The organism is Rhodococcus sp. MSC1_016 (genome assembly GCF_023667485.2).
Taxonomy (GTDB): Bacteria; Actinomycetota; Actinomycetes; order Mycobacteriales; family Mycobacteriaceae; genus Rhodococcus_F; species Rhodococcus_F oxybenzonivorans.
In genome coordinates, this window is record NZ_JAMOZI020000001.1 from 6,551,829 (window position 1) to 6,577,538 (window position 25,710).

The 25,710-nt window shown below is 65.2% G+C and carries 22 protein-coding genes and 1 pseudogene; 16 read left to right on the forward strand and 7 right to left on the reverse strand.

Translation table 11 applies throughout. From position 1 onward, the window contains the following. Positions 1 to 47: 47 nt before the first annotated feature. The 7 genes and pseudogenes from L1080_RS30680 to L1080_RS30710 all read left to right on the forward strand — a co-directional run bounded on the left by L1080_RS30680 (position 48) and on the right by L1080_RS30710 (position 5,441). On the forward strand, positions 48 to 1,397 hold the full coding sequence (locus L1080_RS30680) for an MFS transporter (RefSeq protein WP_250769888.1): 1,350 nt from the start codon (positions 48 to 50) through the stop codon (positions 1,395 to 1,397). Positions 1,398 to 1,647: 250 nt separating this feature from the next. Beyond that, positions 1,648 to 1,695: pseudogene (locus tag L1080_RS30685) on the forward strand (hypothetical protein); the annotation flags it as partial. A 169-nt stretch (positions 1,696 to 1,864) separates the two neighbouring features. Continuing rightward, complete coding sequence (locus L1080_RS30690; RefSeq protein ID WP_250769886.1) at positions 1,865 to 2,038, forward strand: recombinase family protein; 174 nt, start codon at positions 1,865 to 1,867, stop codon at positions 2,036 to 2,038. A gap of 202 nt (positions 2,039 to 2,240) precedes the next feature. After that, the gene (locus L1080_RS30695) at positions 2,241 to 4,055 is read left to right on the forward strand and encodes a zinc ribbon domain-containing protein (RefSeq protein ID WP_250769884.1); all 1,815 of its coding nucleotides are present in this window, start codon (positions 2,241 to 2,243) and stop codon (positions 4,053 to 4,055) included. Positions 4,056 to 4,067: 12 nt separating this feature from the next. Next, complete coding sequence (locus L1080_RS30700; RefSeq protein ID WP_374433466.1) at positions 4,068 to 4,220, forward strand: DUF1059 domain-containing protein; 153 nt, start codon at positions 4,068 to 4,070, stop codon at positions 4,218 to 4,220. Between the two features lie 106 nt (positions 4,221 to 4,326). Continuing rightward, positions 4,327 to 5,208 (forward strand): SDR family NAD(P)-dependent oxidoreductase, encoded by an 882-nt coding sequence (locus tag L1080_RS30705; protein ID WP_159923863.1) that lies wholly within the window; start codon positions 4,327 to 4,329, stop codon positions 5,206 to 5,208. Between the two features lie 5 nt (positions 5,209 to 5,213). After that, positions 5,214 to 5,441 (forward strand): ferredoxin, encoded by a 228-nt coding sequence (locus tag L1080_RS30710; protein ID WP_159923865.1) that lies wholly within the window; start codon positions 5,214 to 5,216, stop codon positions 5,439 to 5,441. Between the two features lie 271 nt (positions 5,442 to 5,712). On the opposite strand, the gene L1080_RS30715 is transcribed toward L1080_RS30710, so the two are convergent. Further along, the gene (locus L1080_RS30715) at positions 5,713 to 6,882 is read right to left on the reverse strand and encodes an aromatic ring-hydroxylating oxygenase subunit alpha (protein WP_250769881.1); all 1,170 of its coding nucleotides are present in this window, start codon (positions 6,880 to 6,882) and stop codon (positions 5,713 to 5,715) included. A gap of 170 nt (positions 6,883 to 7,052) precedes the next feature. Here L1080_RS30715 and L1080_RS30720 point away from each other — a divergent pair, with 170 nt between their 5' ends. From L1080_RS30720 to L1080_RS30730, 3 genes are all read left to right on the forward strand, one after another. After that, the gene (locus L1080_RS30720) at positions 7,053 to 8,039 is read left to right on the forward strand and encodes a GNAT family N-acetyltransferase (RefSeq protein ID WP_250769879.1); all 987 of its coding nucleotides are present in this window, start codon (positions 7,053 to 7,055) and stop codon (positions 8,037 to 8,039) included. Between the two features lie 177 nt (positions 8,040 to 8,216). Next, positions 8,217 to 9,041 (forward strand): mycofactocin-coupled SDR family oxidoreductase, encoded by an 825-nt coding sequence (locus tag L1080_RS30725; RefSeq protein WP_159923870.1) that lies wholly within the window; start codon positions 8,217 to 8,219, stop codon positions 9,039 to 9,041. A 19-nt stretch (positions 9,042 to 9,060) separates the two neighbouring features. Beyond that, positions 9,061 to 10,560: an aldehyde dehydrogenase gene (locus tag L1080_RS30730; protein WP_250769877.1), complete on the forward strand. Its 1,500-nt coding sequence runs from the start codon at positions 9,061 to 9,063 to the stop codon at positions 10,558 to 10,560. A 1,805-nt stretch (positions 10,561 to 12,365) separates the two neighbouring features. Here L1080_RS30730 and L1080_RS30735 read toward each other — a convergent pair. Then, entirely contained in the window at positions 12,366 to 12,650 is a 285-nt protein-coding gene (locus L1080_RS30735; protein WP_250769875.1) for a hypothetical protein, read from the reverse strand. 485 nt (positions 12,651 to 13,135) lie between these two features. Between L1080_RS30735 and L1080_RS30740 the strand changes: the two genes are divergently transcribed. Then, a complete protein-coding gene (locus L1080_RS30740; protein WP_250769872.1) occupies positions 13,136 to 13,276 on the forward strand; it encodes a hypothetical protein in 141 nt (46 codons plus the stop codon). 554 nt (positions 13,277 to 13,830) lie between these two features. On the opposite strand, the gene L1080_RS30745 is transcribed toward L1080_RS30740, so the two are convergent. Next, positions 13,831 to 15,078 carry a PucR family transcriptional regulator gene (locus tag L1080_RS30745; protein ID WP_250769870.1) on the reverse strand — a complete coding sequence of 416 codons (1,248 nt, stop codon included), beginning with the start codon at positions 15,076 to 15,078 and terminating at the stop codon, positions 13,831 to 13,833. Positions 15,079 to 15,280: 202 nt separating this feature from the next. On the opposite strand from L1080_RS30745, the gene L1080_RS30750 reads away from it, so the two are divergent. The 4 genes from L1080_RS30750 to L1080_RS30765 are packed head-to-tail and all read left to right on the forward strand — an operon-like array spanning position 15,281 to position 19,653. Next, positions 15,281 to 15,580, forward strand: coding sequence for a 3-hydroxyacyl-CoA dehydrogenase family protein (locus L1080_RS30750; protein WP_250769868.1), 300 nt, complete (start codon positions 15,281 to 15,283; stop codon positions 15,578 to 15,580). 28 nt (positions 15,581 to 15,608) lie between these two features. Further along, positions 15,609 to 17,135: a flavin-containing monooxygenase gene (locus L1080_RS30755; protein ID WP_250769866.1), complete on the forward strand. Its 1,527-nt coding sequence runs from the start codon at positions 15,609 to 15,611 to the stop codon at positions 17,133 to 17,135. Further along, entirely contained in the window at positions 17,132 to 18,037 is a 906-nt protein-coding gene (locus L1080_RS30760) for an alpha/beta fold hydrolase (RefSeq protein WP_250769863.1), read from the forward strand. The genes L1080_RS30755 and L1080_RS30760 overlap by 4 nt, the downstream gene beginning before the upstream one ends. Further along, a complete protein-coding gene (locus tag L1080_RS30765; protein ID WP_250769860.1) occupies positions 18,034 to 19,653 on the forward strand; it encodes an AMP-binding protein in 1,620 nt (539 codons plus the stop codon). The genes L1080_RS30760 and L1080_RS30765 overlap by 4 nt, the downstream gene beginning before the upstream one ends. A 20-nt stretch (positions 19,654 to 19,673) precedes the next feature. Here L1080_RS30765 and L1080_RS30770 read toward each other — a convergent pair whose 3' ends face one another. Then, entirely contained in the window at positions 19,674 to 20,204 is a 531-nt protein-coding gene (locus L1080_RS30770) for a TetR/AcrR family transcriptional regulator (protein WP_250769857.1), read from the reverse strand. A 25-nt stretch (positions 20,205 to 20,229) separates the two neighbouring features. Here L1080_RS30770 and L1080_RS30775 point away from each other — a divergent pair, with 25 nt between their 5' ends. Beyond that, entirely contained in the window at positions 20,230 to 21,555 is a 1,326-nt protein-coding gene (locus tag L1080_RS30775) for a PucR family transcriptional regulator (protein ID WP_250769854.1), read from the forward strand. A gap of 62 nt (positions 21,556 to 21,617) precedes the next feature. On the opposite strand, the gene L1080_RS30780 is transcribed toward L1080_RS30775, so the two are convergent. Genes L1080_RS30780 through L1080_RS30790 form a run of 3 tightly spaced genes read right to left on the reverse strand, consistent with a single transcriptional unit; the run spans position 21,618 to position 25,581 of the window. Further along, on the reverse strand, positions 21,618 to 22,400 hold the full coding sequence (locus L1080_RS30780; RefSeq protein ID WP_250769851.1) for a maleylpyruvate isomerase N-terminal domain-containing protein: 783 nt from the start codon (positions 22,398 to 22,400) through the stop codon (positions 21,618 to 21,620). Further along, on the reverse strand, positions 22,397 to 24,037 hold the full coding sequence (locus L1080_RS30785; RefSeq protein WP_250769848.1) for a GMC family oxidoreductase: 1,641 nt from the start codon (positions 24,035 to 24,037) through the stop codon (positions 22,397 to 22,399). Before L1080_RS30785 ends, L1080_RS30780 begins: the two co-directional genes overlap by 4 nt. Beyond that, positions 24,037 to 25,581: a succinic semialdehyde dehydrogenase gene (locus L1080_RS30790; protein ID WP_250769844.1), complete on the reverse strand. Its 1,545-nt coding sequence runs from the start codon at positions 25,579 to 25,581 to the stop codon at positions 24,037 to 24,039. The genes L1080_RS30785 and L1080_RS30790 overlap by 1 nt, the downstream gene beginning before the upstream one ends. Between the last annotated feature and the right edge of the window lie 129 nt (positions 25,582 to 25,710).

Here is a 25,710-nt window from a genome sequence, read left to right on the forward strand (position 1 = left end):
AGTCACCGAAACCGAACCCCGATACACACGACCCGAAGGAACCCAACATGTCGCAGATTTCTGTCCCGGGGAAGGAAAGGGCCGTCTCGGGTGCCCGATCCGTGGTCCTCACCTGCTTGGCCATTACCATCCTCGACGGTGTCGACCTCATCATGTTCGGCGCGGTCCTGCCGACGTTGCTCGAACTGGAACAGTGGGGGATCACCACTGCATCGGCGGGGTTGATCGGCAGCCTGTCCCTGTTCGGCATGATGGCCGGAGCTATGCTGGCCGGCTACATCACGGATCGCATCGGGCGACGACCCGTGGTACTTGCATGCATCGTCAGCTTCAGCCTGTTCACCGGGTTGTGCGCCATTGCGCCGAACTTGGAATCGTTCGGCCTGTTCAGGCTGCTGGCAGGGCTCGGCTTCGGCGGAGCACTCCCCACTCTGATCGCGCTCACCCAGGAATACGTCAAGGTCGACCGGCGACAGTTCTACAACGGTGTGATTCAAACCGGTTTTCCCATCGGCGGGTGCGTCGTCGCGATTGCCGCCATTTTCATGATCCCTGCCTTCGGTTGGGAATCGATGTTCGCAGTGGGCGGCCTTCTTGGTGTCGTGTTGTTTGTCATCGCGTACCGAAACCTGCCCGAATCGATTGCCTTCCTTGCAAGCAAGGGTCGGCACGACGAGGCCCGCGAACTGGCACAGCGCTATTCCATCGATGCCGGCGCCGAATCCGGCATGGCACTCGAGAAGTCAAAAAGTGGGAGTACCGGCTCGCCGTCGGGACTGAGGCTCCTGTTCGCCCCTGGCTACAGGATCGCGACGATCATGTTCCCGCTCATCACCTTCTTCGGTCTTCTCGTCTCATACGGCATGAACACCTGGATTCCTCAGATGCTGAGGTCTTCCGGCTATGACCTCGGGTCTGCATTGACATTCCTACTCGCTTTCAACATCGGCAGCGGGTTCGGCATGGTGGTCATCACCGGTCTTGCGGATCGGCTGGGATCGCGTCCCGTCATTTCCGTGAGCTTCGTCTTCGGGGCGCTCGCAGTGTCCGCCCTGACTCTGCGGCCGGCACAGGCGCTCGTGTTCGGACTGATTCTCCTGATCGGCTTCTGTGCCTCGTCGACGACGGGCGTCTACGGATTCGTCGGAGTCTTCTACCCGGCGGCCGCGCGTGGCACGGCGCTCGGACTGGCAGTGGGTCTCGGTCGGCTCGGCGGTGTCTGCGGTCCCATACTCACCGGAATGATCATGAGCTCTGCACTCGGAGCCGACTGGGCCTTCTACGCCTTTGCGTTCGCCGGAGTGGCTGCCGCAGTGCTGGTGTCGTTGGTTCCGCGGAAGAACAAGACCGTGTCCGAGACGGACGTGTCTGTAGAGAAGGCCACGGAGCCTGCCTGATCACGACTGTTCCCGATGTGATCGAGCCGACGCCGAAGCCTTGTAAAAGCTACGTGCATTAGATAATCTTGTGTGACGTCGAACATGTTCGGGGGACTATCGAACTTCTCGGTCGCCGACGTGCTGTGAGCGTCCGACCGCACGAGAGGCACAGAAAGGCTCTCAACAGTTGATGGGACATATGGTACTCCCTGATTCTTTCTGCTGCTCTCGATTTATGCGAACTGGTGAGGCTGCGGCGTATCTGAATATGTCAGTCGTGGGCGTCCGTAAGGCCGCGTCGGAAGGCCGGTTGCCCTCCCGGCGTATAGGTTCCGGCCAGCGCATGTTTGATCGCACTGACCTCGATGCCTACCTCGGCCGTCCTCCTGCCCCGGACAAGGCTCCGGCCGACCGGGTGGAAGCGTGGTACTGCCGGGTGTCCGGCTCGACGGGGCAGGAGTCCTCGCTCGCCCATTCAGGAGTCGATGTTGCGCGAGAGCGCTTCCGGGGCCGTGTACCGGGTGTACAAGGATCGCGGTTCTGGTGTGAGGGAAACGCGGGCCGGTGTGGACCGGATGCTCGACGACGCCGCCAAAGGACACTTCACGGTGGTGCGGGTGGTGTGGCGGGATCGGTTGGCCCGGTTCGGAGTCGCCTGAATCGAAAGGTATTTGTCGGTGGTCGGGGTTACGGTCGAGGTCCTGCGGGAGTCGGGCGACACGTCGCTGGGGGAGGAGTTGATGGATGACTTCATGGCGGTGCTCGCGTCGTTTTCGGGCCGGTTCTACCGGCTGCGGTCGAAGCAGAATCAACGCCGTCTTCTCGGGCGATGCGGCAGCGAGGTTGGAGGAGGGATAGCCGATGACTGTTGCCGGATTCACTGTGTCGCGTCAGTTTTCGTTCACCAACCGCCCGTACGCGGCGGTCGACGACGCTACCGACGCCCCGCTCGGGCTCGACGAGATCGATCGTCGTGTCCGGTGGCTGCTCGACCTGATCGGCGCCGCGCAATCGGAGTTGGTGTTCCGGTTGTGGCAACCGGCCACCTTCGATGTCCTCGCAGCCGGACGTGACGGTCAAGGCCGGAAGCTCCCGATGCAGGGGCATGTCGCTGCGGCGCGTCTGGGGTGGAACCCGACCTACCCCCCCGGTGTGTACGTGCCCTCGCGGGTGACCCGGGTGGTCACCGACCAGGCGGTCGGCACGCTGCGCACCTTGGCATACCGGGACAACGCAATCAGTTCGCTGTCGGCCAGGTTCGACCCCGTCACCGGCCGAATCGCGGCGCCCACCACGGCCGGTGAGTGTGTGCCGGCCGGCTACGCGCGCGGCGTGGTACGACAACTCGCAGCGCGCTCGCGCGGCACTGGAAGCGGGGGTGGTCCCACCACTTGCTTGCGGATCACCGACGTGCAAACGCCACCGACGTCTGCTCCGATGGCTAGGCTCTCGGCCGCCGATCGACAACTCTCGCAGATCACCGTCGCAGACGGTGTGATGGTGTTGACGGTGAAACTTCCCACCACTGCCGCCCCGACAGGTCGGGCGCACTGGCGCAGGGTCCGGTTGATCGCCGCGATCCCACCGCACCTGCACACCAGAGCAATCACGGAGTGGCATCTGCCGACCCTCGTCCTCGACCACCGAGGTGTGCTGCTGCGCTGCGCTGCCACCGAATCTGTTCGGGCGCCCGATCTGACGTCGGGATCGACGGCGGTGGGGGTGGATTGGTCACCGGCCACCCTCGGAGCGGCCGCGATCGTCACCGAACGCCCGGACGGGTTGGTCTCGGACTACCGGGGTTTCACCTACGACGACCGGGGCCTGGGGATCAAACTGGCCCGCCTGCAAGCGGAGGGCCAACACCTGCACCGCAAAGCCGCACGTTTGACGCGGCTCGCCGCGACCGCACCACCCGAGGTGCGCACCGAACTCGAAGAGAAGATCGCGGTCCTCGACGCCCACCGCGCCGCGGTCGGTGTCAAACGGGGCAAGATCAACCGGGAATTAGCGTTTCACTTCGCCCGTCACATCGTCGAGTACGCCGCCGCGGCGGGTGCGGCCGTGATCGGGGTGGAAGACCTCAGCACCCTCGAAACCCGGGGACATGGCCGGGTGAACAACAATCGGGCCGCGCAGTCCGCCCGCCGTAAAGCCGTCGACGCTCTCGCACACACCGCCGCGGGGGTCGGTGTGACGGTGGTGTCCGTCCCGGCCCGCGGCACGTCGGCGCTGTGCCCGGGCTGCAACGACACACTCTCCCGGCCGGGTGGCTATCACCGGGCATGGTGCGCGCGGTGCAGGGTAGGCGGCAATCGTGATCACGTAGCGGGGGTGAACCTCGCTAAACGTGCACTGCTGGGGCGCAGCAGAGTTGTTCGCAAGCGCGGACAGAACCCACAGATCCGGGTTACCGAGCATGCGCCGGTCCGGCAGTGCCGCGACAAGAAAAGTCCCACCCCGAGCCGGCCGCGTCATCGTCGGGTCCGCCGCAGTGTTCCCACCGCGACACCCCGGGTGGGGGTGAATCACATAAGAATTGTTCCTGCACCTCGAGCGTCGGTGTGGGACACGGTCAAACCCGCAGCACCATCGCATGGTGTCACGGGTAGCCGTGACGTACCTACATCTCCAGCATCGGCCCCGTCAGCGGCAGATAGTATGAGATTTAAGTAGACGCTGACCGGCATGAGAATGAAGACAAGACTGAGCTGTCCGTGTGGCGCCGCGATCACCGGCAGTGACGAAGACGACCTGGTGGTGAAAACCCAGGAGCATTTGAGCGAGTCGCATCCGGGCATGGAGTACTCACGCGACGAAATTCTGTTCATCGCGTACTAGCACCGCTGTATCTGTGACACACGGCTATCCGGTCCCATCTCTGTTGTCCCGCTGTCCGATGACAGCTTCCATTCATCCGAACACATTCCCGAACACAGGAGACTTCATGAAACTCGAAGGTAAGGTCGCGCTGATCACCGGTGCCGGTTCCGGCCTGGGACGCGAGGCGTCGCAGCTGTTCGCCGCGGAGGGCGCGAAGGTCGCCGTGGTCGATATCGATCCGGAGCGCGCCAAGGGCACGGTCGAGCTGGTCGAAAAGCAAGGCGGTTCGGCGATCGCGGTCACCGCCGATGTGCGAGTCGAGCAGCAGGTGATCGAGGCGGTGGCGGCCACCGTGGCCGCATTCGGCAAGCTCGACATTGCGTGGGCCAATGCGGGCATCATCTCGCGTGGTGGCGTGCCGTCCGTCGCCGGTGGCGAGCAGGTCGAGTTCCAGGATCTGACGGACGCGGATTGGCAGGACGTCATCGGCGTCAACCTGTCTGGCGTGTTCTACACCGCGAAGGCTGCGGTGCCGGCGCTGCGGGCCAACGGCGGTGGTGTCATCCTGGCGACGTCGTCGGCGGCGTCGTTCGTCGCGTACCACAGCATCGCGGCGTATTCCGCGACGAAAGCCGGTGTGAACGGTATGGTTCGGGCCCTGAGCCTGGATCTCGGCAAGTATGGAATCCGCGTCAACGCGATCGCGCCGACACACGGAATGTCGCCGAACTTCCTCGCCCCGGCGGGTACGCCGGTCGTCGGCCAGTCCTATGAGGAAGTGGCGGGTCCGTGGGAGCCGAGCGTGTCGCCGATTCCGCTCAAGCTCAACCGTCCGCCGTCACTGAAGGACAATGCTCGAGCAGCACTGTTCCTGGTCTCGGACGAGTCCGCGTACATCTCGGGTGTCACATTGCCGACGACCGATGGCGGCACGTTGTCTCGCGTGGCCATGATGTTCCCCGAAGACGGGAACAACCCTCCGCCGATGGTCACCGGCGAAGAGTAACGATCATGACTGCCCACGACACGAAAAAGGAATACGGTACGCGCCGCCTCGTCGTGGATCGGTCGGTGTGCGCGGGACACGGTTTGTGTTACAGCCGTTCCCCCGAGGTCGTCGACTGTGACGATTCCGGGTATCCGGTGATCCTTCAGGACGCACTCGCGCTCGACGAGCACATCGCAGCGGCCGAGGAGGCCGTCGCGGTGTGCCCCGAACGGGCGTTGACACTCGAATAGTACTGTCGGAACGCGTGCCATCCGAACGGCGCGTCGATCGCTCACGAACCACGTGGACGCTCGACGCGCCGTTCGGCTTTCGCAGGGTGTTCTCGACCTCTCCCAGGCGAAGGCCGGCGACTGAGGAGATTCACCGCAGGTGCGTCTGACGCTCCCGTTCACTTCGGAACTCTGAGTCGAGATGAGGAAGGGGACCCGATCGTGATCGGGTCCCCTTCGTGATGTGAGCGGAAACCGGCGTCCGTAGTTCCGCGAGTGTGAAGGCCAGGTATCAGCTCTCGTTGACGAGTTTCTGAATTGCGCGGCGGAAGACCTGGTTGGCGACTTCGTTGCGGCCGAGGAGCATGTTGCCGGCGTTTGCGCTGTCCATGGCAACCTGTGAATCTCGCAAGATCGGGAAGTCCTCGTTGTGGAGCACTGCTACCAGGATCTCGACGTTCTTGTCCCAGATCCGGTTCCAGCGTTCCTCCGTCATGCCGCTCTCTTCCAGCGTAGGCGCGACCAGACGAATCTCCATGTGGCAGCGCTGCGGATCACTGCGGTGAGGGCGGAAGGTGAGCAGTTGGAAATGGTCGGGTTGCTTGAGCAACGTACTGTTGGGCCCCACCAGGTGGCTTTCCGTGATGTGCTCGGCGAGACTGCGATCGCCGGGGTCCTCCTCGATCCATCGGTCAATGGTCTTGCGGAGATTGAGGAATCGGCAATGATTTCCGAAGTCCTCGAAGGCCATGACATTGGTGTGGATGTGCTTCGCGGCGGTGTTGGGGTGCGCGTACTGGATGTGGTACCCGTCGAGGAACGCGTCCTGCATCAACTTCCAGTTGATGGGCTCGTCGAAGCGTTGAACCCGAGTGGTCACCATCTTGTCCATGCCGTAGGACCCCATGATCGAGTCCATTTCAGGGCCGAGCCAGTCGGCGACATCGATGGTTGCGTCGGCGTCGTCGACCACCCAGACGAAGCCGTGCCGCTCTTCGGTGGGTAGTTGGACGAGGTTGCGTTCGGAGCGGTCGGCGTCCCCGAACGTGTTGTCGCGGGTGATGGTGCGAAGGCTGCCGTCGGTATCGTAGGACCAGCGGTGGTACGGGCAGGAGAACAGGCGGCAGCGACCCTTTTCCTCCTTCTCGACCATGGCCCCGCGATGACGGCACTGGTTCACGAGGGTTTTGACGCTGCCATCGCGCTGGCGGACGATGATGACGTTGTTTCGCGGTAACTGCAGGGTGACGAAATCTCCTGCGCGGGGGATCTCGGAGCCGTGGATGATGATCGACGGAACCCGGCCGAATACACGCTCACGTTCGATCTTGGCGATGTCCGGATCGGTGAACTCGACGGGTTCGAACCACGTGACGTGCTCGAACTCGTCGGTGGTGTCGTTGCGCAGATGGTCGAGCGCGCGACGGATGCGTTCCTCGCGGGGGATTCCGACCTCTGTCATGGCTGCCCTCCAGGCTGTGGTGCGATGGCGAATCGATGATCCTAAATCTAACCTACGTAGATTTAGCTGTAAACCCCGGGTTGGGTCCTCGGGTAGGTTTCGACCATTGCGATCCAATACCGATTGGCATTAGATTTATGGGAACGAACCGGCAGATGAGGAGCGAACGAATGATCTCGTATCAGTGGTGTTCGGAACTGGATTCCGGCGATCGGGACGAGGTGCTGGCACTTGTCGCGGCGGCCGCCGACTACGACGACGAGGCGGGCTTCTCCTCGATCAATCCCGGCGATGTGACCTCGACGAGCCGTGACGGTGTGCGGGTCTACCACCTGCCGATCACGGCGCGCAGAGATCTGAGTGCTCGCGACGATGCTCCGCTCGTGGTGGTGGCGTATCTGCATCTGCAGGTCGACGACGGGGGGCTGGGTACCGCGCAGTTCGTGGTTCACCCGGACTATCGGTCGCGAGGTATCGCAACGATGCTCGTCGAGGAGGTCGGTCTGGACACGACCGTGGACGGTAGTTGGGCAGGCACTGGCGCTGTGGCCCTGCGCTGCTGGGCGTACGGCACTCACCCCGCGTCCGAGCGTCTCACGCGCCGGTTCGGCGTTGCGCCGGTCAGCAGGTTGTGGACGCTGTTCCGTCACCTGTCGGGGCCGTTCGCGAGCCCGCTCGACGATGTGTCGGTGCCCGACGGCATCACGCTCGCCGAAGCTCGCCCACTCGAAGATCCGACGGCGTCGAAGTCGATCGAGGAAGTGCTGGATGCGGCCGCGCTGGTGCCGGCGCAGCGTGAGCGCCTCGCCGACGACATTCGTCTCGGGGCCGGCAGCGTGGTCGTTGCAACAGATTCTTCGGGCGCACCTCTCGGATTCGTCTGGTTCGACTCGACGGTGTCCACGCACCTCGAACTCGACGCCGCGTCGGTCCGGGCGCTCGTGCTCACCGAGGCCGCGAGGCGGGAGGGCTTGGGCACCACGCTGCTTGTGGTGGCGCTCGGGGCGCTGCGCGACGCGGGAGCGCAGATCGCCCTGATTCGTATCGACCCTGACGATGCAGGCGCGGTGCGTATGTGCCGGCTGTTGTCGTTCGAGCAGGAGGAAGAGCACTCGTGTTACCAGGTCGGGGAGTGGGCCGAAGTGCCCAGCTTTTGATGGTTGCCGGTGATACGAAAAACGATTCTTGTTCGGTGTTGACCTAAAGGTTGTAGGCAACTACGGTCTGTGTTGTGGCTCACAGATGGTGTGCCGACTTCTTTTCGATCATCCGATCACCCCGCACGTTGCCTCTGTGCACCACTAGGCGGAACCGACACTCGGAGAGGACTATCCATGGGACGGCTCGATGGCAAGGTCGCATTCATCACCGGCGCGGCGCGCGGTCAGGGCAGGTCGCATGCCGTCCGGCTCGCTGAGGAAGGTGCGTCCATCATCGCGATGGACATTTGCGACCAGATTCCGACCGTGTTCTACCCGATGGCGACCTCTGACGATCTCGCAGAAACGGAACGCCTGGTCAAGGAGGCCGGAGGCGCCATCGTTGCGTTCGTTGGCGACGTCCGGAACCTCGAAGACGTCAAAGCTGCGTACGACGCGGGTATCACACAGTTCGGCAAGGTCGACATCGTGCTGCCGAACGCCGGCATCATGCCCGTCATCGGACCGGGTAAGCAGCGGCAGGCCTGGCACGACGCGATCGACACCATGCTCACCGGTGTGTGGCACGTGCTCGACGTGACCGTGCCGAATCTCGTCGAGCGGGGTGAGGGTGGCTCGATCATCATCACCAGTTCGGCCGCCGGCCTGACAAGTATCGGCCTCAATACCCTGCCGGGCCAAGCCGGGTACAGCGCGGCCAAGCACGGTGTCGTCGGCCTCATGCGGCTGTATGCGAAACAACTGGCGCCCCACAGCATCCGGGTCAATACCGTGCATCCCACAGGTGTGAACACTCCGATGGTCGCGAACGCCGAATACGGCGAGTTCGTCAATTCCCACCCGGAGGTCGCCGCCGACGAGTCGTACAAGAACCCGATGCCCGTCGAGCTGATCGAGGCCGTCGACATCAGCAACGCGATCGTGTACCTCGCTTCCGACGAGGCCCGCTACGTCACCGGTGTCACATTCCCCGTCGATGCCGGCTACAACATCCGTTGAAAGCGAAGGAGCTTCACTGATGACCACCACCGAAACTGCAACCGATACGACGATCCCGTCGATCGCCGATCGCGAACAAGTCTTCATCGGCGGCCGTTGGGTCGATTCGACCGGTGACGAATGGGTCGATGTCGTCGACTCGTTCACCGAAGAGAAAGTCGCACGCGTTCGCACGGCCACCGTCGAAGACGTCACCAAGGCGGTTGCCGCTGCGCGTGAGTCGTTCGACAGGGGTGAATGGGCGTCGCGCACCATGGCCGAGCGGGCCGACGTTCTCGATGCCATCGCGGACCGTCTCGAGCAGCGCGTGGACGAACTGACGCCGATCGGTGTGATCGAGGTCGGGGTACCGGTCAGCGTCAGCCGCCCGACCCAGCAGATGACCGGCGGCCTGTTCCGGGCCGTTGCCGCGGTAGCCCGCGAGTTCGAGGTCAGCGAAGAGCGATCCCGGGCGGACGGCGGCATCTCACGCATCGTCAAGGAACCGACGGGCGTGGTCGCCGCAATCATCCCCTGGAACGGGCCGATCGGCACGATCGCGTTCAAGCTCGCGCCGGCGCTCGCCGCGGGCTGCTCGGTCGTTCTCAAGACCGCACCCGAGGCACCGATCTCGCCGTCGATTTTCGCGGACATCATTGCCGAGCTGGTCGCGGAAGGTCGCATCCCCGAGGGCGTAGTGAGTGTGCTGTGTGCCGACCGCGAGGTGTCGGAGTCCCTCGTGACCAACCCGGACGTCGACCACGTCACGTTCACCGGCAGCACTGCCGCGGGCCGGCGCATCATGTCCCTGGCAGGCGAACGCATTGCACGCGTGTCGCTCGAGCTCGGTGGCAAGTCCGCGGCGATCATCCTCGACGACGCAGACATCAATCACGTGCTGCAGACCCTGCCCATGGGTGGCTGCATGCAGTCCGGTCAGGCCTGCATCGCGCTGACCCGCGTGCTCGTCTCACGCAAGCGTCACGACGAGGTGGTCGAGGCACTGAAGGCCGCGTACGGATCGCTGCCGATGGGCAACCCGTGGGAGCCGACCAACTTCCTCGGCCCGCTCGCCTCCAAGCGTCAGCAGGACCGCGTGCTCGGCTACATCGACATCGCGAAGGAAGACGGCGCGAGGGTGGTGCTCGGTGGTGGCCGCCCCGAAGGCCTCGACACGGGCTTCTTCGTCGCAGCCACCCTGATCGACGATGTGCAGCCGGATTCACGGATTGCGCAGGAAGAGGTCTTCGGTCCGGTCATCTCGGTGATCACCTTCGAGGACGAGAAAGACGCAATCGCGATCGCCAACAACTCGGTGTACGGCCTTTCGGGCGCCGTCTATACCGAGGATCTCGACCACGGTTTCGAGGTCGCGCGGCGCATCCGTACCGGCACCATCAGTGTCAATACCGCGACGATGGACTTCACCCTGCCATTCGGTGGTTACAAGCAGTCGGGCGTCGGACGTGAGGGTGGCATCGAAGGTCTCGAAGAGTTCTTCGAGATCAAGACCGTCCACCTGCCTGCTCCTGCCCAGTAGGTCTGCAGAACTCAGTAGGTCTGCACAGCGCGGTAGGTCAGCAAACGCGGTGCCCCACGGATTCGATCCGTGGGGCACCGGTGCGTCGAAAGCCGTTCCCGAGCGGATGTCGGCGCTTCTGCGGGTTCGGGCGGGCGTCGAGGAGGTCGGTGATGGGTGGGTGCGTGACCGGTCAGATGTGCCCGGATGAGGGTGGCCACTGATTGTCCGGTGAGCGGTTTAGCGGCGTAGGGGGTGTGGCCCCAGCGGTCGATCGGTGTCAGCAGGCTCACCCGCTCGCGACAACCTCGGCGGCCACACGGCTGTGGTCGGCTCCCACTCTGCGTGGCGGGGCGCAGTTTCGGGCTGTGCCGACCGTTAAGTAGCCGATCTTCTTGACCTGAGTGATGCCGGAGATGTCCCAACGGGCTTCGCGTTGGGAGGTACGTACGTTGCTGTTCTCGCCTAAGGCGTTCCATAGGCCCAATGTGCGGGTAACAATGAATCCACCATGAGGGCGTTCTCTACCGCGCGGCGTCCCCGATCGACGAGCACATGTATCGAGTACGAGGCCGCAGCATCCGCGCTTTGTAATGTGAGTGCTGCGGCTTCGGGGCCGTAGTCACCTGGAACTGATCATTTTGTAGGGCAACAGCGGAGGAGTTTTCGACAAGGAATGCTCGCCACTTCGCAGTCACCGCCCGACGATCTCACCGCACAGCACTACTTCACGACCAGCCAAGTGTATTTGCATGCCTGGCAGACGAACTCATCATCATCGCCGAAAACCAGTCCGCGACCGTAGATCGGGTCTCGAACATGTCCGACCATGTCGACACCACTGGAGGGGCACACGACGATAGCAGCGATCAATCGTTCGCCGCCGGGGACCAGAACCAGGCGATAGCACTGGTGGAGGCACACGGACTCGAGTTGATCGAGCGCTCGCAGATGTCGTCCCTACTCGGGCTAATCGCCAAATTGCCGCCAACCGCCGCAACGGGCCGACCGCGCCTGCAACTGGCTGAGGCGGGGCGCACGTGCTCTTGCACCATCCCCACGTAGTAGTACGGCGGGCACTCGAATCGCTCAGAGAGGCCGCCGAGACGCTCGACCCCTCGGCCCCGGATACCGAAGGCCGGGTTAGCGCAAGCAGCTGAGGACCTATTCGAAGACTGAGTCGACGGACTCGTCCAGCCGGTAACCGCTTGAATGGCGCGCAAGGGCACCGCGCGCCCCTTCGTGTTAGCCGGAGCAGCCAACGTTGCTGCCTTCGAAGCGATCTATCGCTACGAAATTGAGGCCGCGATACGGTGGCAGGAATGGGCCGAACCATTCCACGCGAAAAACCACGGGTCCATTCACCGCCGTCTACGGATACTGCTTCGCGGGAATAGCCGCCAACGAAATGCTCGACATCGTCCAGGCAGAATCATACTTACGCAGAGCACACCAACTAGCTCGGAGATCAGGCGGAAACGGATCGCACGCAACCCGGCTCGCCGGAGCACTTCTCGGTGACCTGCTGTATGAGCAGGGCCACCTCGACGAGGCGAGGCTGAGCAGCTACTCGACGCGAGCTTCGAACTCGGAGCGGAAGGCGGCGCGGTCGATGTCATGCTCGCGACCTTCGGCACCGAATCCAGAGTTAAGGCCATACGTGGCGACCTCGACGCTGCCACTCGGCGACTCGACGAAGGAGCTAACATCGCCGCGGCGCTCGCCCTGCCGCGACTATCCGCGCGAATCGACAACGAGCGCATCAGAATGGGTTTCGATCGGGGGAAATACGGCCACAAATCCAGCCAACAAGTGAAGGCAAACCCTCATCGTGCAAGCGCGTGCGACCCCGTGAGAATGGTGTGGAGGCGATCACGGCCGAACTCGAGGAAGACTCTGCCATCCGCGTCCTCGCCGCCGACTGCACAGCGCAGCATGTCAGGAGTGCGCGCAAGCGTGCCGAAGCTGTGGTAGCCATGATCACGGCTCAGCGCCGGCCCAAAGCCCGCGAGCTCGTCTACGTGAAGCGTCGTGTTCCAAGAGCGCGGGTTCGAGGAGGCATTGCCGTCCTTCGTTCCTGTGGTTGCAGAATGCGAAAGCGTAGGGCTCATCCGCCTCCTCTCCGACGATGGTACCCAGACCCGGCAATTTCTCACGGTCCTTTCGAGAGACTGAAAGGCAGACAGCACGGTCCGGGCACGTCGCGGATCTCCCCGAAGATCTCTTCTTGCGCGATCCTCATTCCGTTGTCGACTCGGGGTCAACCGCGGCGTCATCTGTTGAGATCGTCAGAGGACTTCCCCAACCCACCGGTGGTGCCTCTCGTGGATAAGCTTTCGTCTACTTCATCGTTCCGAGATGCCTGTGCCATTACCGCTGCTCGGCGCGGGTACCCGTCCAGTCCGCGGCATCTTATGCGTGCCCCGGGCATAAGAGATCCGGTGTGAACTCATCCGATCTACTGCCGGAGTTGATGGGTGAGAAGACCTGGGCGACACACGACGCGAGAAGAAGATCGCGGCCGCCGCGACGGCGGCCAGCGAGTCCCGCGCCTGGATGTTCACATTCGCGGTCACCGTCGCCGCGATGGAGTCGGATGGCAAAGGACGCATGGTGTTCGAGACCGCAGTTCGTGGGCGAGGGCCTCGCAAGGCTCACCGAGAACGGGCACACCCTGACCAATGTGCAGAAGGTAATCAGCGGTGAGCTGCGGCCCGAGTGCATTGACATCGCCTAGCTGAAAATGCGCCCCCGGAAGTACGAATTCCGGGGGCGCGGACCGGAGAGTATGGAGGGTGTTCGGGCATCGAGCCCCGAACACGACCTGGCTCCATCCCAATCCCGATTACCGCGGAACGGTCCTCAGTCTGGCACCACTGTCGGCATTGTGAACCCGGGCAACCGGCTTCGATATCGCCTGCAGCATTTGTGGCGACGGGCCCATCCTCGCGGGCGCGCTCGCCGAGCAGGCGAAGACCGGCGACCTGACCGACCCGGTCGGGCAATAGCCTCACCGCAGCCGGGTGGACCGTCACACCCGATCTCTTGTGCCCGGATCACATGAGATGCCGCAGTGAGAAGCGGTTCCGACGTTCAGTGGGGCGGCCGCGAGCGGTGTGGATGTGCGGCGTGCCGGTAGTGCATCGCGGTGACGGTGCTAATGCGGTACCCGGCTCGTCGTCGCCGAGAACGGGAAGGTCACGTGGGCAGTGCCTGTGATTGCGGCGCCAAACCGCGTCGAGCAGCCGCGAATTGATGGGGCCCGTGACTCGCGGCGAAAGTGGGCTGTCCTCAGGTGTCGTGGGGGGCGGCTGCAGGTGTCGGGGGCCCGAGCCAGTGGGCAATCTCGAGCGCCACGCCGATCTCGAGGCTGTTCTCCGTGAGGGAGAGCGGCAGTAGTTCTTCGGCTCGATGCAGGCGGTTGAGGACGGTGTTGCGATGGGTGAACAGTGCGCGAGCGGCGCGGGAGGCGTTGAACTGCTCGCGGACATAGGTGCGCACCGTGGCTCGCAGCTCCGGATCGGCCGTGGCCAGTGGGCCCAGAGTGCGCGCCATAAACTCTCGCGTCCTCGCATCGTCTTGCGTGGTCAGGGCGACGAGCTGGACGTCGGCGAAGGTCGCGATCTGCAGGTGCGGTAGCCGTTGGAGCAAGCGCTGGGTCTCCACTGCATTCGTGTGACTTCGTCGGAAACCCTCCACGCCGGAGTCCTCGGGGCCTACCGCTATGCGCACCCCCTCGAGCTGCGACGTCGCTGCCACGAGCGCGGCGGCGTCAATCGGGGCCGGGTTCGCCAGCCATATCCACATCGACGACGAGCTGGCGATGACGTGGAGCGAGGACCGCGCTTCCAGGGCTGCGTCCAGTACCTCGGCGGCATGCTGGAGCGTGCGACGATCGGAATCTCGGGGATCCATCCACAGCACGGCAGCGACGTGGCGGCCGTCGAACCGGTAGTTGAGACGTTCGCTCGCCCGGTCGCTGTTCAGTGGCGCCCCCTCCAATACCAGGCTCACCGTCTCGAACTTCTGGGCATGGCTGCCCCGGGCAAGCTCGGCTCGTTCGGATTCGAGGAGCTCGGCCAGGGCCGTCAGGGTGTCGTCGACGTAGCGTTCGAGTGATCGAGACGCTACGTCCAGGGCCTCCTGAAGTGCCGCCGGGTCCGAAGACACGGCGAACGCCAGCCGCATCCAGTGCCGCCACAGGGCATGATGCCCCGCGTGATACGCGGTGGCGAGTTCCTGCTCCATCCCGAGTCGGAAGCCGTCGCGTGCGATCCCGACGACTTCGCTGCCGAGATTCGTCGGCACCACATCGGCGGGATTTCGTAGCAGCGAGGCCGACCAGTGTGCGAGATTGCCGCGTAAACTCGCCAACACCTCGGCCGCGAGCGAGGGCTCGGTGCGGAAAGGCCCGCGGATCGCGGCAAACACCGCCTCCACCTGATTGGCCACGACGTCGGCCGGGTCATCGAGCAGCACTTGTGACACCCGCCGAATGATCTCCTCGGCCGCTGGAGACGCACTTCGCCGATCACCCATCAACTCAGCATAGCGACGCGATTGTGCAACTTAAACAACATTACCTCGCATGGTGTGCAAATTACTCTTGAGCGCGGGAGTGGTTCACCCGGATGCTTGTGGCACACACCACACAGTCGGGTTGCCGAACGAAAGAAGCGATCACCATGTCCACTCTTCACAGATTGACCGCTCTGGGGTCGGGCGTTGCCCGTCCGGGGACGTGGACCGCAGCTTCATGATCGGCGGCCGCAGCATCGGGCCGCTGGGAATGTTGGACATGGGCGGCATGAAGACGGTGTACGACGTCCTGAGTCACTGGGGACGAGAGCTGGCGGATGTCCAGATGCTCGCCAACGCGGAGTATGTGAAGGAACGCTTCGTCGACAAGGGGCTGCTGGGAGTGCAGACCAGCGAGGGCTACTACACGTACCCGGATCCGGCCTACGCGCGGCCTGAGTGCCTCGCCGTTCCCGACATCTCCGAGGTGCCTCACCTCGTCTCCCTGATGTCCCACCACTGAGACAACCCACACACAGAGGATGAATCGCATGAGCGCAAACAACTTGGCACGCATCACCTTCGAGCACGTCGACGTCCTGGTGGTTGGTGCCGGGATAGCGGGGATCGGTATGGGCCGTCACCTGAAGACCCTGCAGCCGGACAAGAGTTTCGCCATCGTCGAGGCCCGCGACGCGATCGGCGGTACCTGGGATCTGTTCCGCTACCCCGGCATCCGGTCGGACGCGGACCTGCACACCTTCGGATTCGGGTTCAAGCCGTGGACGAGGGATAACGCCATCGCGGACGGCGACGAGATTCTCGATTATCTCCAGGAGACGGTCGACGAGAACCGCCTCGCCGAACATCTGTACTTCGGTCACAAGGTCCTGCGCGCAGACTTCTCGTCGGAGGAGTCGCGGTGGACCGTCACGATCGAACGGACCGGTGACGGAGCCGAATTCGAGGTCTCGTGCACCATGCTGTTCTCAGCGGCCGGCTACTACGACACCGAGAACGGGTACACACCGCACTTCGAGGGACGCGATGAGTTCGGTGGCGAAGTCGTGCATCCGCAGCACTGGCCCGCTGACCTCGACTACGCGGGTAAGCGTGTCGTGGTCATCGGCAGCGGTGCCACAGCCGTGACGGTAGTTCCCGCCATGGCGCAGACGGCCGCCCACGTAACCATGCTGCAGCGCTCGCCCACGTACGTCCTTCCAGTGCCCCGAAAGGACCCCATCGCAAACACGCTGCGGCGCCTGCTCCCCGACAAAGCGGCCTACGCGATCACGCGAGCGATCAACATCAACAAGCAGCACGCCCTCTACAACCTCAGCAGGCGGTTCCCAAAGCAGATGCGTGCGCTGGTCCGCAGGGCAAACATCGGCGCCCTCCCCGAAGGCTACGACGTGGACACCCACTTCAACCCGAACTACGAGCCGTGGGACCAACGGATGTGCGTCGTCCCCGACTCGGATCTCTTCCATGCCATCGCTGCCGGCCACGCCTCGGTCGTCACCGACGGGATCACCCGGTTCACCGAGGGCGGGATCCAGCTCGCGTCCGGCGCCGAGCTCGAAGCCGACATCATCGTTACCGCAACCGGGCTCAACATGGTGCCATTCGGCAAGATCACACTGCATGTCGACGGGGAAAAAGTCGACCTGCACGAACAGCTGACCTACAAGACCCTCATGGTCAGCGGCATCCCCAACTTCGCCTTCACCTTCGGCTACGTCAACAATGCGTGGACATTGAAAGCCGACCTCGTCGCCCAGTGGTTCTGCCGCCTGCTGGCCCACATGGACCGTCATGGGTACGCCACCGTCACCCCGCTGGCCGACGATCCGACTCTGGTCCGGCGCCCCTACCTGGATCTGCCTACCGGCTACGTCGCCCGAGCGATGCACCTGTTCCCCCAGCAAGGTTCGCGCGGCCCGTGGCAGGTGGATCAGAACTACAAGCGTGACCGCGCCCTGCTCGGCAGGGATCCCATCGAGGATGACGCCTTGGTGTTCACCGCCGCCCAGGTATCGACCACGCATCGCGCCGTCGGCACAGGATCTGCCCGGTGAGCGCTCCTGCCGTGTTGGATGTCGCCGGGCGACGGACCCGCGTCCGAGTCGAGGGAGATCCGGCTCGCCCCCCGCTGTTGCTGCTGCACGGCATCGGTCGCAGCCTCGAGGACTGGGGCCCTCAGTTCTCGCGGTTGTCGGGCACCCATCGCGTCATCGCCTTGGACATTCCCGGCTTCGGGTTCTCGGCCCGCATGCCCGAGCGGACCACGCTGGAGGCGCTCGCACGGGGGGTGATCGAGACCCTGGACGTCCTCGGCGAGCATCGGCCGCTGCACGTGGCAGGCAACTCGCTCGGCGGCGCGCTCGCGATGCAGCTCCTCCTCCTGGATCCCGAGCGAGTGGCGAGCCTGGTATTGGCCAACAGCGCGGGCTTCGGCGCCGAAGTCGCGCTGCCGCTGCGGCTTCTGGCCGTGCCGGTACTCGGGGACATCGCAGTCCGTCTCACCAGTCGAGCCGGCGCGCGGACGACCGAGCGCCTGAGCTTCGCCGACCCCGCGCTGGCGACCGCGGCACGGGTCGAGCACGCCCTGGCGATCGCCGACCAGCCGGGGACGGGTGCCGTGCTGCTCGAGACCACGAGAGCGCTGGCGACGCCGTGTGGCGTCAAACCCGGCTGGCGAGAGGCGCTGACCACGGCGGCGGGCGCTCACCGCCGCCCCACCCTGGTGGTGTGGGGTGACCGGGACCGGGTCCTGGCCCCACACCACCTGGAGGCCGCCCGTCGGGCCTTCCCGCACGCCGAGACCGAGCTGTTCGCCGGCATCGGCCACATGCCGCAGATCGAGTGCCCCGACGACTTCGCCGCCCGGGTCCTGGCCTTCCTCGCCACGGTCGACGGGATGTCGACCACCCCACCACCGTCCCATACCCACATCGCGAGATCCGGAGCTTCAGCATGATCGCCAGCCCGTTCGACGACGTCGACATTCCCGACGTCACCCTCTTCGACCTACTATTCGGGACGCTCGAGGAGGCGGACCTCGACAGGACCGCCCTGATCGACTCGCCCAGCGGGACGGCGACGACATATCGTGCCCTGGTCGCGGACATCGAAGGCCTGGCCGGCGCCCTGGCAGTGGGAGGACTCGCACCGGGAGGCGTCGTAGCCCTCCTGGCGCCGAACTCGGCCGCCTTCGTAATCTCCTTTCACGCCATCCTGCGGGCCGGCGCCGCTGCGACGACCGTCAACGCCCTCTTCACGGCGGCCGACGTCGCCAAGCAACTGCGGGACTCCGGCGCGACGATGCTGATCACCATCGGGGCGCTGGCGTCGACGGCCCGCGAGGCTGCCGAGTCGGTGGGGATCGATGCATCCGCGGTCGTCGTCGTCGACGGCCCAGGAAAAGACGTCGACGGACACCCGAACCTGACCGAGCTGCTCGCGCTCAGGGCCCCCGCACCGACGATCGACATCGATGCCAGTCGACACGTCGCCGTCCTCCCTTACAGCTCGGGGACCACGGGGATGGCGAAGGGCGTCATGCTGACCCACCGCAACCTGGTGGCCAACGTGGCCCAGATCAGCCCTGCCCTGGATTTGCGGCGGGACGACCGCATCCTGGCGCTCCTGCCGTTCTTCCACATCTACGGCATGACGGTCCTGCTGAATGCGTCGATGGCCGCGCGGGCGGCACTCGTCGTCGTGCCCAAGTTTCAGCTCGAGCAGTTGCTGGGCACGATCGAGGACCACCGCGTCACCTTCGCCTTCATCGCGCCGCCCGTGGCGCTGGCCCTCGCCAAGAGCGCCAGCGTGGACGGCTACGACCTCTCGTCGCTGGAGGTCGTCCTCTCCGGTGCCGCGCCGCTCGACGCGGCCTTGGGGCACGCGGTCGAGCAGCGGCTGGGCGTGACGGTGCTGCAGGGCTACGGGATGACCGAGCTCAGCCCCGTCAGCCACATCATGCCCCGGGATGGAGGGATGGCTTCCTGCGGCGGGAGAGCCTCACTCGACTCGTGCGGATGGCCGGTGCCCAACACGCTCAACAAGCTCGTCGATCCCGAGACGGGGGACGAGATCGACCTTCCTGCCGAAGGATTCAGTGCGGCAGGAGAGCTGTGGGTGGCGGGTCCGAACGTGATGGTGGGCTACCTCGGCAACGAGGAGGCCACCCGCGACATGCTCGACGCGGACGGGTTCCTGCACACGGGCGACCTCGCGCGCCTGGACAGCCACGGCTGCGTCCACGTCGTCGACCGGCTCAAAGAACTGATCAAGTACAAGGGCTACCAAGTGCCGCCGGCCGAGCTCGAGGCCGTGCTGCTCACCCATCCCGCCGTCGCCGATGCTGCAGTGATCGGTGTGCAGAACGAGGACGGTGAAGAGGTCCCGAAGGCGTTCATCGTCTGCAAAAATGGCCACACCCTCGACGAGGCTGCCGCCATGGAGTTCGTTGCCGCAAACGTGGCGCCTTACAAGAAGATTCGGCAGGTGGAGTTCATCGACGCCATCCCGAAGTCGGCCGCCGGCAAGCTGCTGCGGCGTGAGCTCCGTTCCCTCGGAGCGCCGATGCGGTGAGTCCGCCGCGGGCACGGCCCTCAGTCGTCGTCCGGGTGATCGACACGTGCGAGAACGTCGACGCGGCACGTCCGGAGAATCTCGTCGGCCGGCGCCGCGTCGTCGGGGCACGCGCATGACAACACCACGGCGCCGACAGCATGGGCGAGGGCGTTGATGGCGTGCTCGCCCCGGTCCTGGTCGGAGGTCGAGTCGCTGTGAGGAAGTCCGCGCTCGAGCTGGGTCAGCAGTGCCTCGATGCCCTCCTCGAATGCGGGGCCGACCTCGGGACGCCGAGCGGCGTCCCCGCCCAACCCCGCGAGGGTGCATCCCTCGTCACACGCGTCACGGTGCGCGCGGGACAGGAACTGGCGCAGGAACTCGACGGTTCCCGCGCTCTCGATGGCTGCGGCCGTCCTCGAGAAGCCGTGTGACGAGGCCTCGGCCAGCAACGCCGCCTTGGAGCTGAAGTGGTTATAGAAGCCACCGTGCGTGAAGCCTGCCTTCGCCATCGGGTCGGCGACCGGGGTCCCGTCGAAGCCTCCCTGCCGATCGCTACCGCGGCTGACCACGGAGGAAGGACAAGGACACCACCTCATGGGAATCAGTCCAGAAACAGAACAGTTTGCCCAGTTCCTGGGAAGCGTGAGCGACAATTACGTCGACGTCAAGGCTACGCGGATGGAGCAACCGATGACTGGCGCAAGTACGGCCCGGACGGCGGGTGTCCACGCTCTCGCCCTCCAATTGCTCGGCGAACGTGACCAAATCGCCGATGCTGTCCTTGCGCGCATCCTCGCTGATGAAACGCACTACGAGGAGTCGACCCTTATTCCGCTCGCCTACCTGCGCAGCAGCTGTGAGGCCAACATCGACGGCATCTTGCGACACCTCACCGGTGAGGCACTGGACACAAAGGTCGCCTTCGAGACGGGTGAGCGGAAGGCAGGGTTCGGTGTCCCGCCGGAGGCCATGCTGCATGCCTACCGGCTCGGTGGTCGCACCATCTGGGACCGGTCGGTCGAGCTCGCGGATCGGCAGGTGGGGCCGGAGCTGCTCGACACGTGCGTGCGGCTCTGGGAGAGCATCGACGTTCTTTCGGACGTCGCCGCCGGCGCGTACCGATTCAGGTCGGACGCCGACGCCCGACTCGACCGCGCGACGCGGCGGCGCCTGCTCGATGTGATCCTTGACGGTCCCGTCCAGGACACCAGGCACCTGTGGGACGCGGTCCGGGCGCTCGGATTCCCCGAGCTCGGTAGCTACGTGGTGGTGGTGGGGAAGATCCACGACCACGGGCATGACGAGCTGGGCGCGCTACGCGACCGGGTCGCGCGGCTACCGGATCTGGTCGCGGCATGGCGGCGCGAGCCGACGCGCGCCACTGGGTTGATCTGTTGTCGCGCCGACGCGGACCTCGATCTGACGATCCGCGATGCTGTGCGGGCACTCCCGACCACAGTGGGCGTCAGCCGCGTCTTCGGCCGGCCTGCAGATGCCCCAAGAGGGTTAGCCGAAGCTGATGTCGCGATGCACACCTCGACGTCCGGGTTGACCGGCGCCACGGCATACCGGCAGGTGCCGGTCGAGGCGCTGCTGGTGCGCGAACCAGCTGGGGCAGCCGACCTGGCGCGGCTGGTGCTCGGGCCCGTACTCGATCTGCCGGAGGACGACCGACGCGTTCTGATCGATACCGCGTTCGCGTGGATCGACTGCAACGGTTCGACCAGCCGGACAGCGGAACTGCTGCACTACCACCGCAACACCGTGCGCTACCGGCTGCGCCGACTGGAGGAGTTATCCGGTCGTTCGTTCAGCGATCCGCGCGGCACCGCCGAGCTCTTCGCCGCGCTTCACGCAGCGCGGCTGACTCCAGACGCCAACGCCGCCAACGGTTCCGCGACCCCCGGCTCCAGTCCCTAGCCTCGTCAAGCACCCTCAGGTGAGGTGCGCTGCCCCGCACGGCCATGACACTGGGGATGGAATCAGATGATCCTGAGGTGGTCGAGGAAGCGTTCCCCGTATTCACGGTCACCGGACAGCTCGACCGCTCGCTCCCGCCACGGAGCACGGGTGGTTGCCCACTCGGGGAACTCGACCGCCTTGGCGTGGATCGCCACGGCCGCATCCCTCTGGTCGTCTGTCACCCGCAACCGGCCGTCGCCACATGGGGAGATGGTCCAAGATCCGCAGCCGGGGCCGGTGAGCTCAAGTCGCAACGGCCGGTCCACGAATCGCATGTCAGAGGCATTCATCTGCTCGAGACCGGCCAGCATCCACCGCAGCACGCTCGACATGGTCGCCTCGTCGGGCTCAGGCAGTGACAACCCGATCACCGGGGCGATGTCGTAGTGCAAGTGCACATGATGATCGAAGACGAGGATGTCGGGCAGCAGCCTGATCGGATACCAACCCAGATCGGCCAGTCGGAGCGGCACTGCGCCTACGGGCGTCGACGCCGTTCGGTCGTAGACAGCGGCGAAAACCCCACTCCAGCGGGCGTATTCGCGCACCACCTCGGCTGGTGTCTTCTTCCTCCAACGGATCACGGCGTCATCGTTGGCGTGCTCGACCGCAGTACCGAAGACCAGTGCCCCGAGCCGCGGGCCGAAGGCATCGCGGCAGGTCGCACCCAGGTGGGCCACCACGTCCCGCACCTGCCAGGGTCGCGCGGCACTCATCGTCCGCCACTGATCTGCCCTGAGGTCGGCACAGATGTCGAGGAGCTGTGCCCGCTGCCGCATGAGGGTGGTCTGCGCCGTCGTCATACCGGCTGCCTCTCGGCCCGCGCCAACAGGTCGGCCGCTCGCTCGCCGATCGCGATGCAAGCCGCATTCGGGTGACCGCGCATGATCGTGGGCATCACGGAGGCGTCGGCCACCCGCAGGCGACCGACCCCGCGCACGCGCAGGTCTGGGTCGACCACCGCGGCTTCGTCCCGACCCATGCGGCAGGTGGAGGTCGGATGGTAGAGCGTGTGCGCGTGCTGCGTGAGCACCTGCTCGACCAGCTCGTCGTCCGGCGCGTCGAGATCAGCACCGAGCGGCTGGATCATGCCGGTGATATAGCCGCGCAAGGATGGTGCCCGGAGAATGTCCCGTGCCATGCGTAGCCCGGCCAGCAGGACGGCACGATCGGCGCCCTCGTCGTCGGTGAGGTAGGCGGGGTCGATCACCGGCGCGTCAGAGGCGTCGCCTGAACGAAGGCTGACGATTCCCGAGCTGCGGGGCTGCGCGACGATGGCACCGGCCGTGATGCCCGACGCCTGGGCGGGTTCCAGGCCTTCCTTGACGAAGGGGGCTGGCGCGAACAGCAGCTCGAGGTCCGGCGCCTGCAGCGCCGGATCGCTGCGGACGAAGCCGAACGCCTCAGCTACGTTCGAGGTGAGCATCCCCCGTCGTCTGATCAAGAAGTTGGCCAGCTGCCTCGGACTCTGCGCCGTGAACAGCGTGGAGGTGCCGACGGTCTCGGCGACGATCGGGGCGAAGAGGTGGTCGAGCAGGTTGTGCCCGACCTGGCGGGCATCCACTACGACATCGATCCCGTGATGCCTCAGCTGATCGGCTGGGCCGATACCGGAGAGCATCAGCAGCTTCGGGGTGTTGATCGCCCCGGCACTGACCACCACCTCGCGGCGCGCACCGATCACGCGCCGGCCACCGGGTCCGTGCCCGCGCACGCCGACGGTGACGCTATCGTCGATGACGAGCTGTTCCACGAGGAAGTCAGTGCGAACGCTGAGGTTCGTCCGCTTTGTCGCAGCGTCCAGGTAGCCGCGCGACGTGCTCGCCCGCACTCCTCGACGTTGCGTCACTGGAGTGAGCCAGAAGCCGTCCTGGTGGCCGTCGTTGACGTCGTCAGCGGCCGAGCGGGAATGTCCCGCCTCGACACAGGCGCGCAGGAATGCCTCGGTCAGCGGGCTGGGACTGCGTAACGCCCGCACGGACTGGGGTCCGCCACGGCCGTGGCCGTCGCCGGGGGTGTCCGAGTCCTCGATGCGGAGGAAGACATCACTCATGGCTGCCCAGCCCCACTCGTCGCCTGCCGCCTGGGCCCAGGCGTCGTAATCGTGAGCGAAGCCGCGGACCCACATCATGGCGTTCATGGACGAGGAGCCGCCCAGCATCTTGCCGAGCGGGTAGAAGATGGCTCGACCATCGAGCTCCTTCTGCTCGGACGTGTCGTAGTTCCAGTCCAAATCACTGCGGAACTGTTGCGAGAACGCCGCGGGGATCATCACCGACTGGCTCTTGCCGGTGCCTCCTGCCTCCAGCAAGCAGACCGACACCGATGGGTCTTCGCTGAGCCGCGCCGCGACCACCGCGCCGGACGAGCCGGCACCCACCACGACGTAGTCGAAGGTGTCGTCGACGGCGGTGCTGCCACCACTCCTCGTCACTGCCATCACCGGACCTTCAGCGTCTTGAGCACACGCAACGTGGAGTTCAGGAACTTCACGTGAACGTCGGCACTCATGCCATGTGACGGGTCGAAGCCGATCACATGCTGGCTCGAGATCGTCTGTGACTCGGTGTACTTCAAGATCCCCGCGGATCCGTGGCGGCGCCCCATGCCCGATTGCTTCCGGCCACCCATCGGCGCATCGTGCGATGCATAGGCCGACGCGTAACCCTCATTGATGTTGACGGTGCCGGCTTCGATGCGGGCACCGATCTCCCGTGCGTGCCGCACGTTGCGGCTGAAGACCGAGGCGTTGAGGCCGTACGGCGTGGCGTTGGCGAGCGCGACGGCCTCATCCTCGCTGTCGAAAGGCAGGACGCTGACCAGCGGTCCGAACGTCTCGTCATGGAGCACTGGGGCATCGGCAGGGACGTCGATCAGCACGGTCGGCTCGAAGAATAACGGGCCGATGTCGGGCCGCGGCTTGCCACCGGCAACGACCCGAGCGCCCCGCGCGAGCGCGTCAGCGACGTGCCCACTGGTGCGCTGCAGCTGCTTGTCCGAGGTCAGCGACCCGACGTCGCCGGAGTAGTCCAGCCCGGTCGTCAAGCGCAGCGCCGAAACGCGCTCGGAGAACTCGCGCACGAATTCGTCGTATCGGGAACGGTCCACGTAGATGCGCTCGATCGAGACGCAGAGCTGCCCCGCATTGGCGAAGCACGCCCGCACCGCCATGTCCGCGGTCTTGGGGATGTCAGCGTCGGCGAGCACCAGCATGGGGTTCTTACCGCCCAGCTCCAGGCTGGAGGCAGTCATCGACTGCGCCGCCCGAGTCGCGATCGCCTTGCCAGCGGGCGTCGAACCGGTGAAGGCGACGAAGTCGGCCTGGTCGATCAGCGCATCACCGATGACCGCCGGGTCCCCCAGCACGACCTGCCACACCTCCTGCGGCATACCGGATTCGACGAGCAACGACCGGGCCCAGATGCTCGACAACGGCGTTTGGTTGTCCGGCTTGTGCACGACTGCGTTGCCCGCCAGCAGGGCCGGCACGACGTCCATGCTGAGCGCGAAGGGGTAGTTCCACGGGGAAATGGTCGTGACCACTCCCCGGGGGTGCTGCAGCTCGCGGGTCTGGGTGAAAACCGGGAACGCACCACCCCGGCGGTGGGGACGCAACAGACCCGGCGCCTTGCGTGCGTAGTAGAGGGTCGAGCCAGTACCGTCGAGAAACTCCTCGTAGGCGTGCAACCGGCCCTTGCCGGTTTCGAGCTGGATGAGGTCGAGGATCTCGTCCTGCCGCTTGGTCATCAGCCCATGAGCGTGCAGAAAGATGCGTGCCCGGTCGACCGCTGGGGTCGCCGCCCAGGGCCCCTGTGCCGCTCGAGCGTACTTGAACGCCTCCTCGACGTCGGCGACGTTCGACTGCGGGATCGTCGACAGCGGTCTGCCGGTCGCCGGAGCGGTGGTCGTGATCGCCACCTCCGACCCGGTCACGCCGTCGAGCAGGGTCCGCGTGATGCGGGGAATCGTTGCAATATCGGACAAGGGATGGGCCTCCGGCGCTCGCGGGTCTGGGTTCCCCCAGATCATCGAGGACCCACCACACATACGGCCATTGGCTGTACGACGAAGCTGGCGGGCTCCGCGTTGTGCTCAACTACAAGCGCGCCTCTG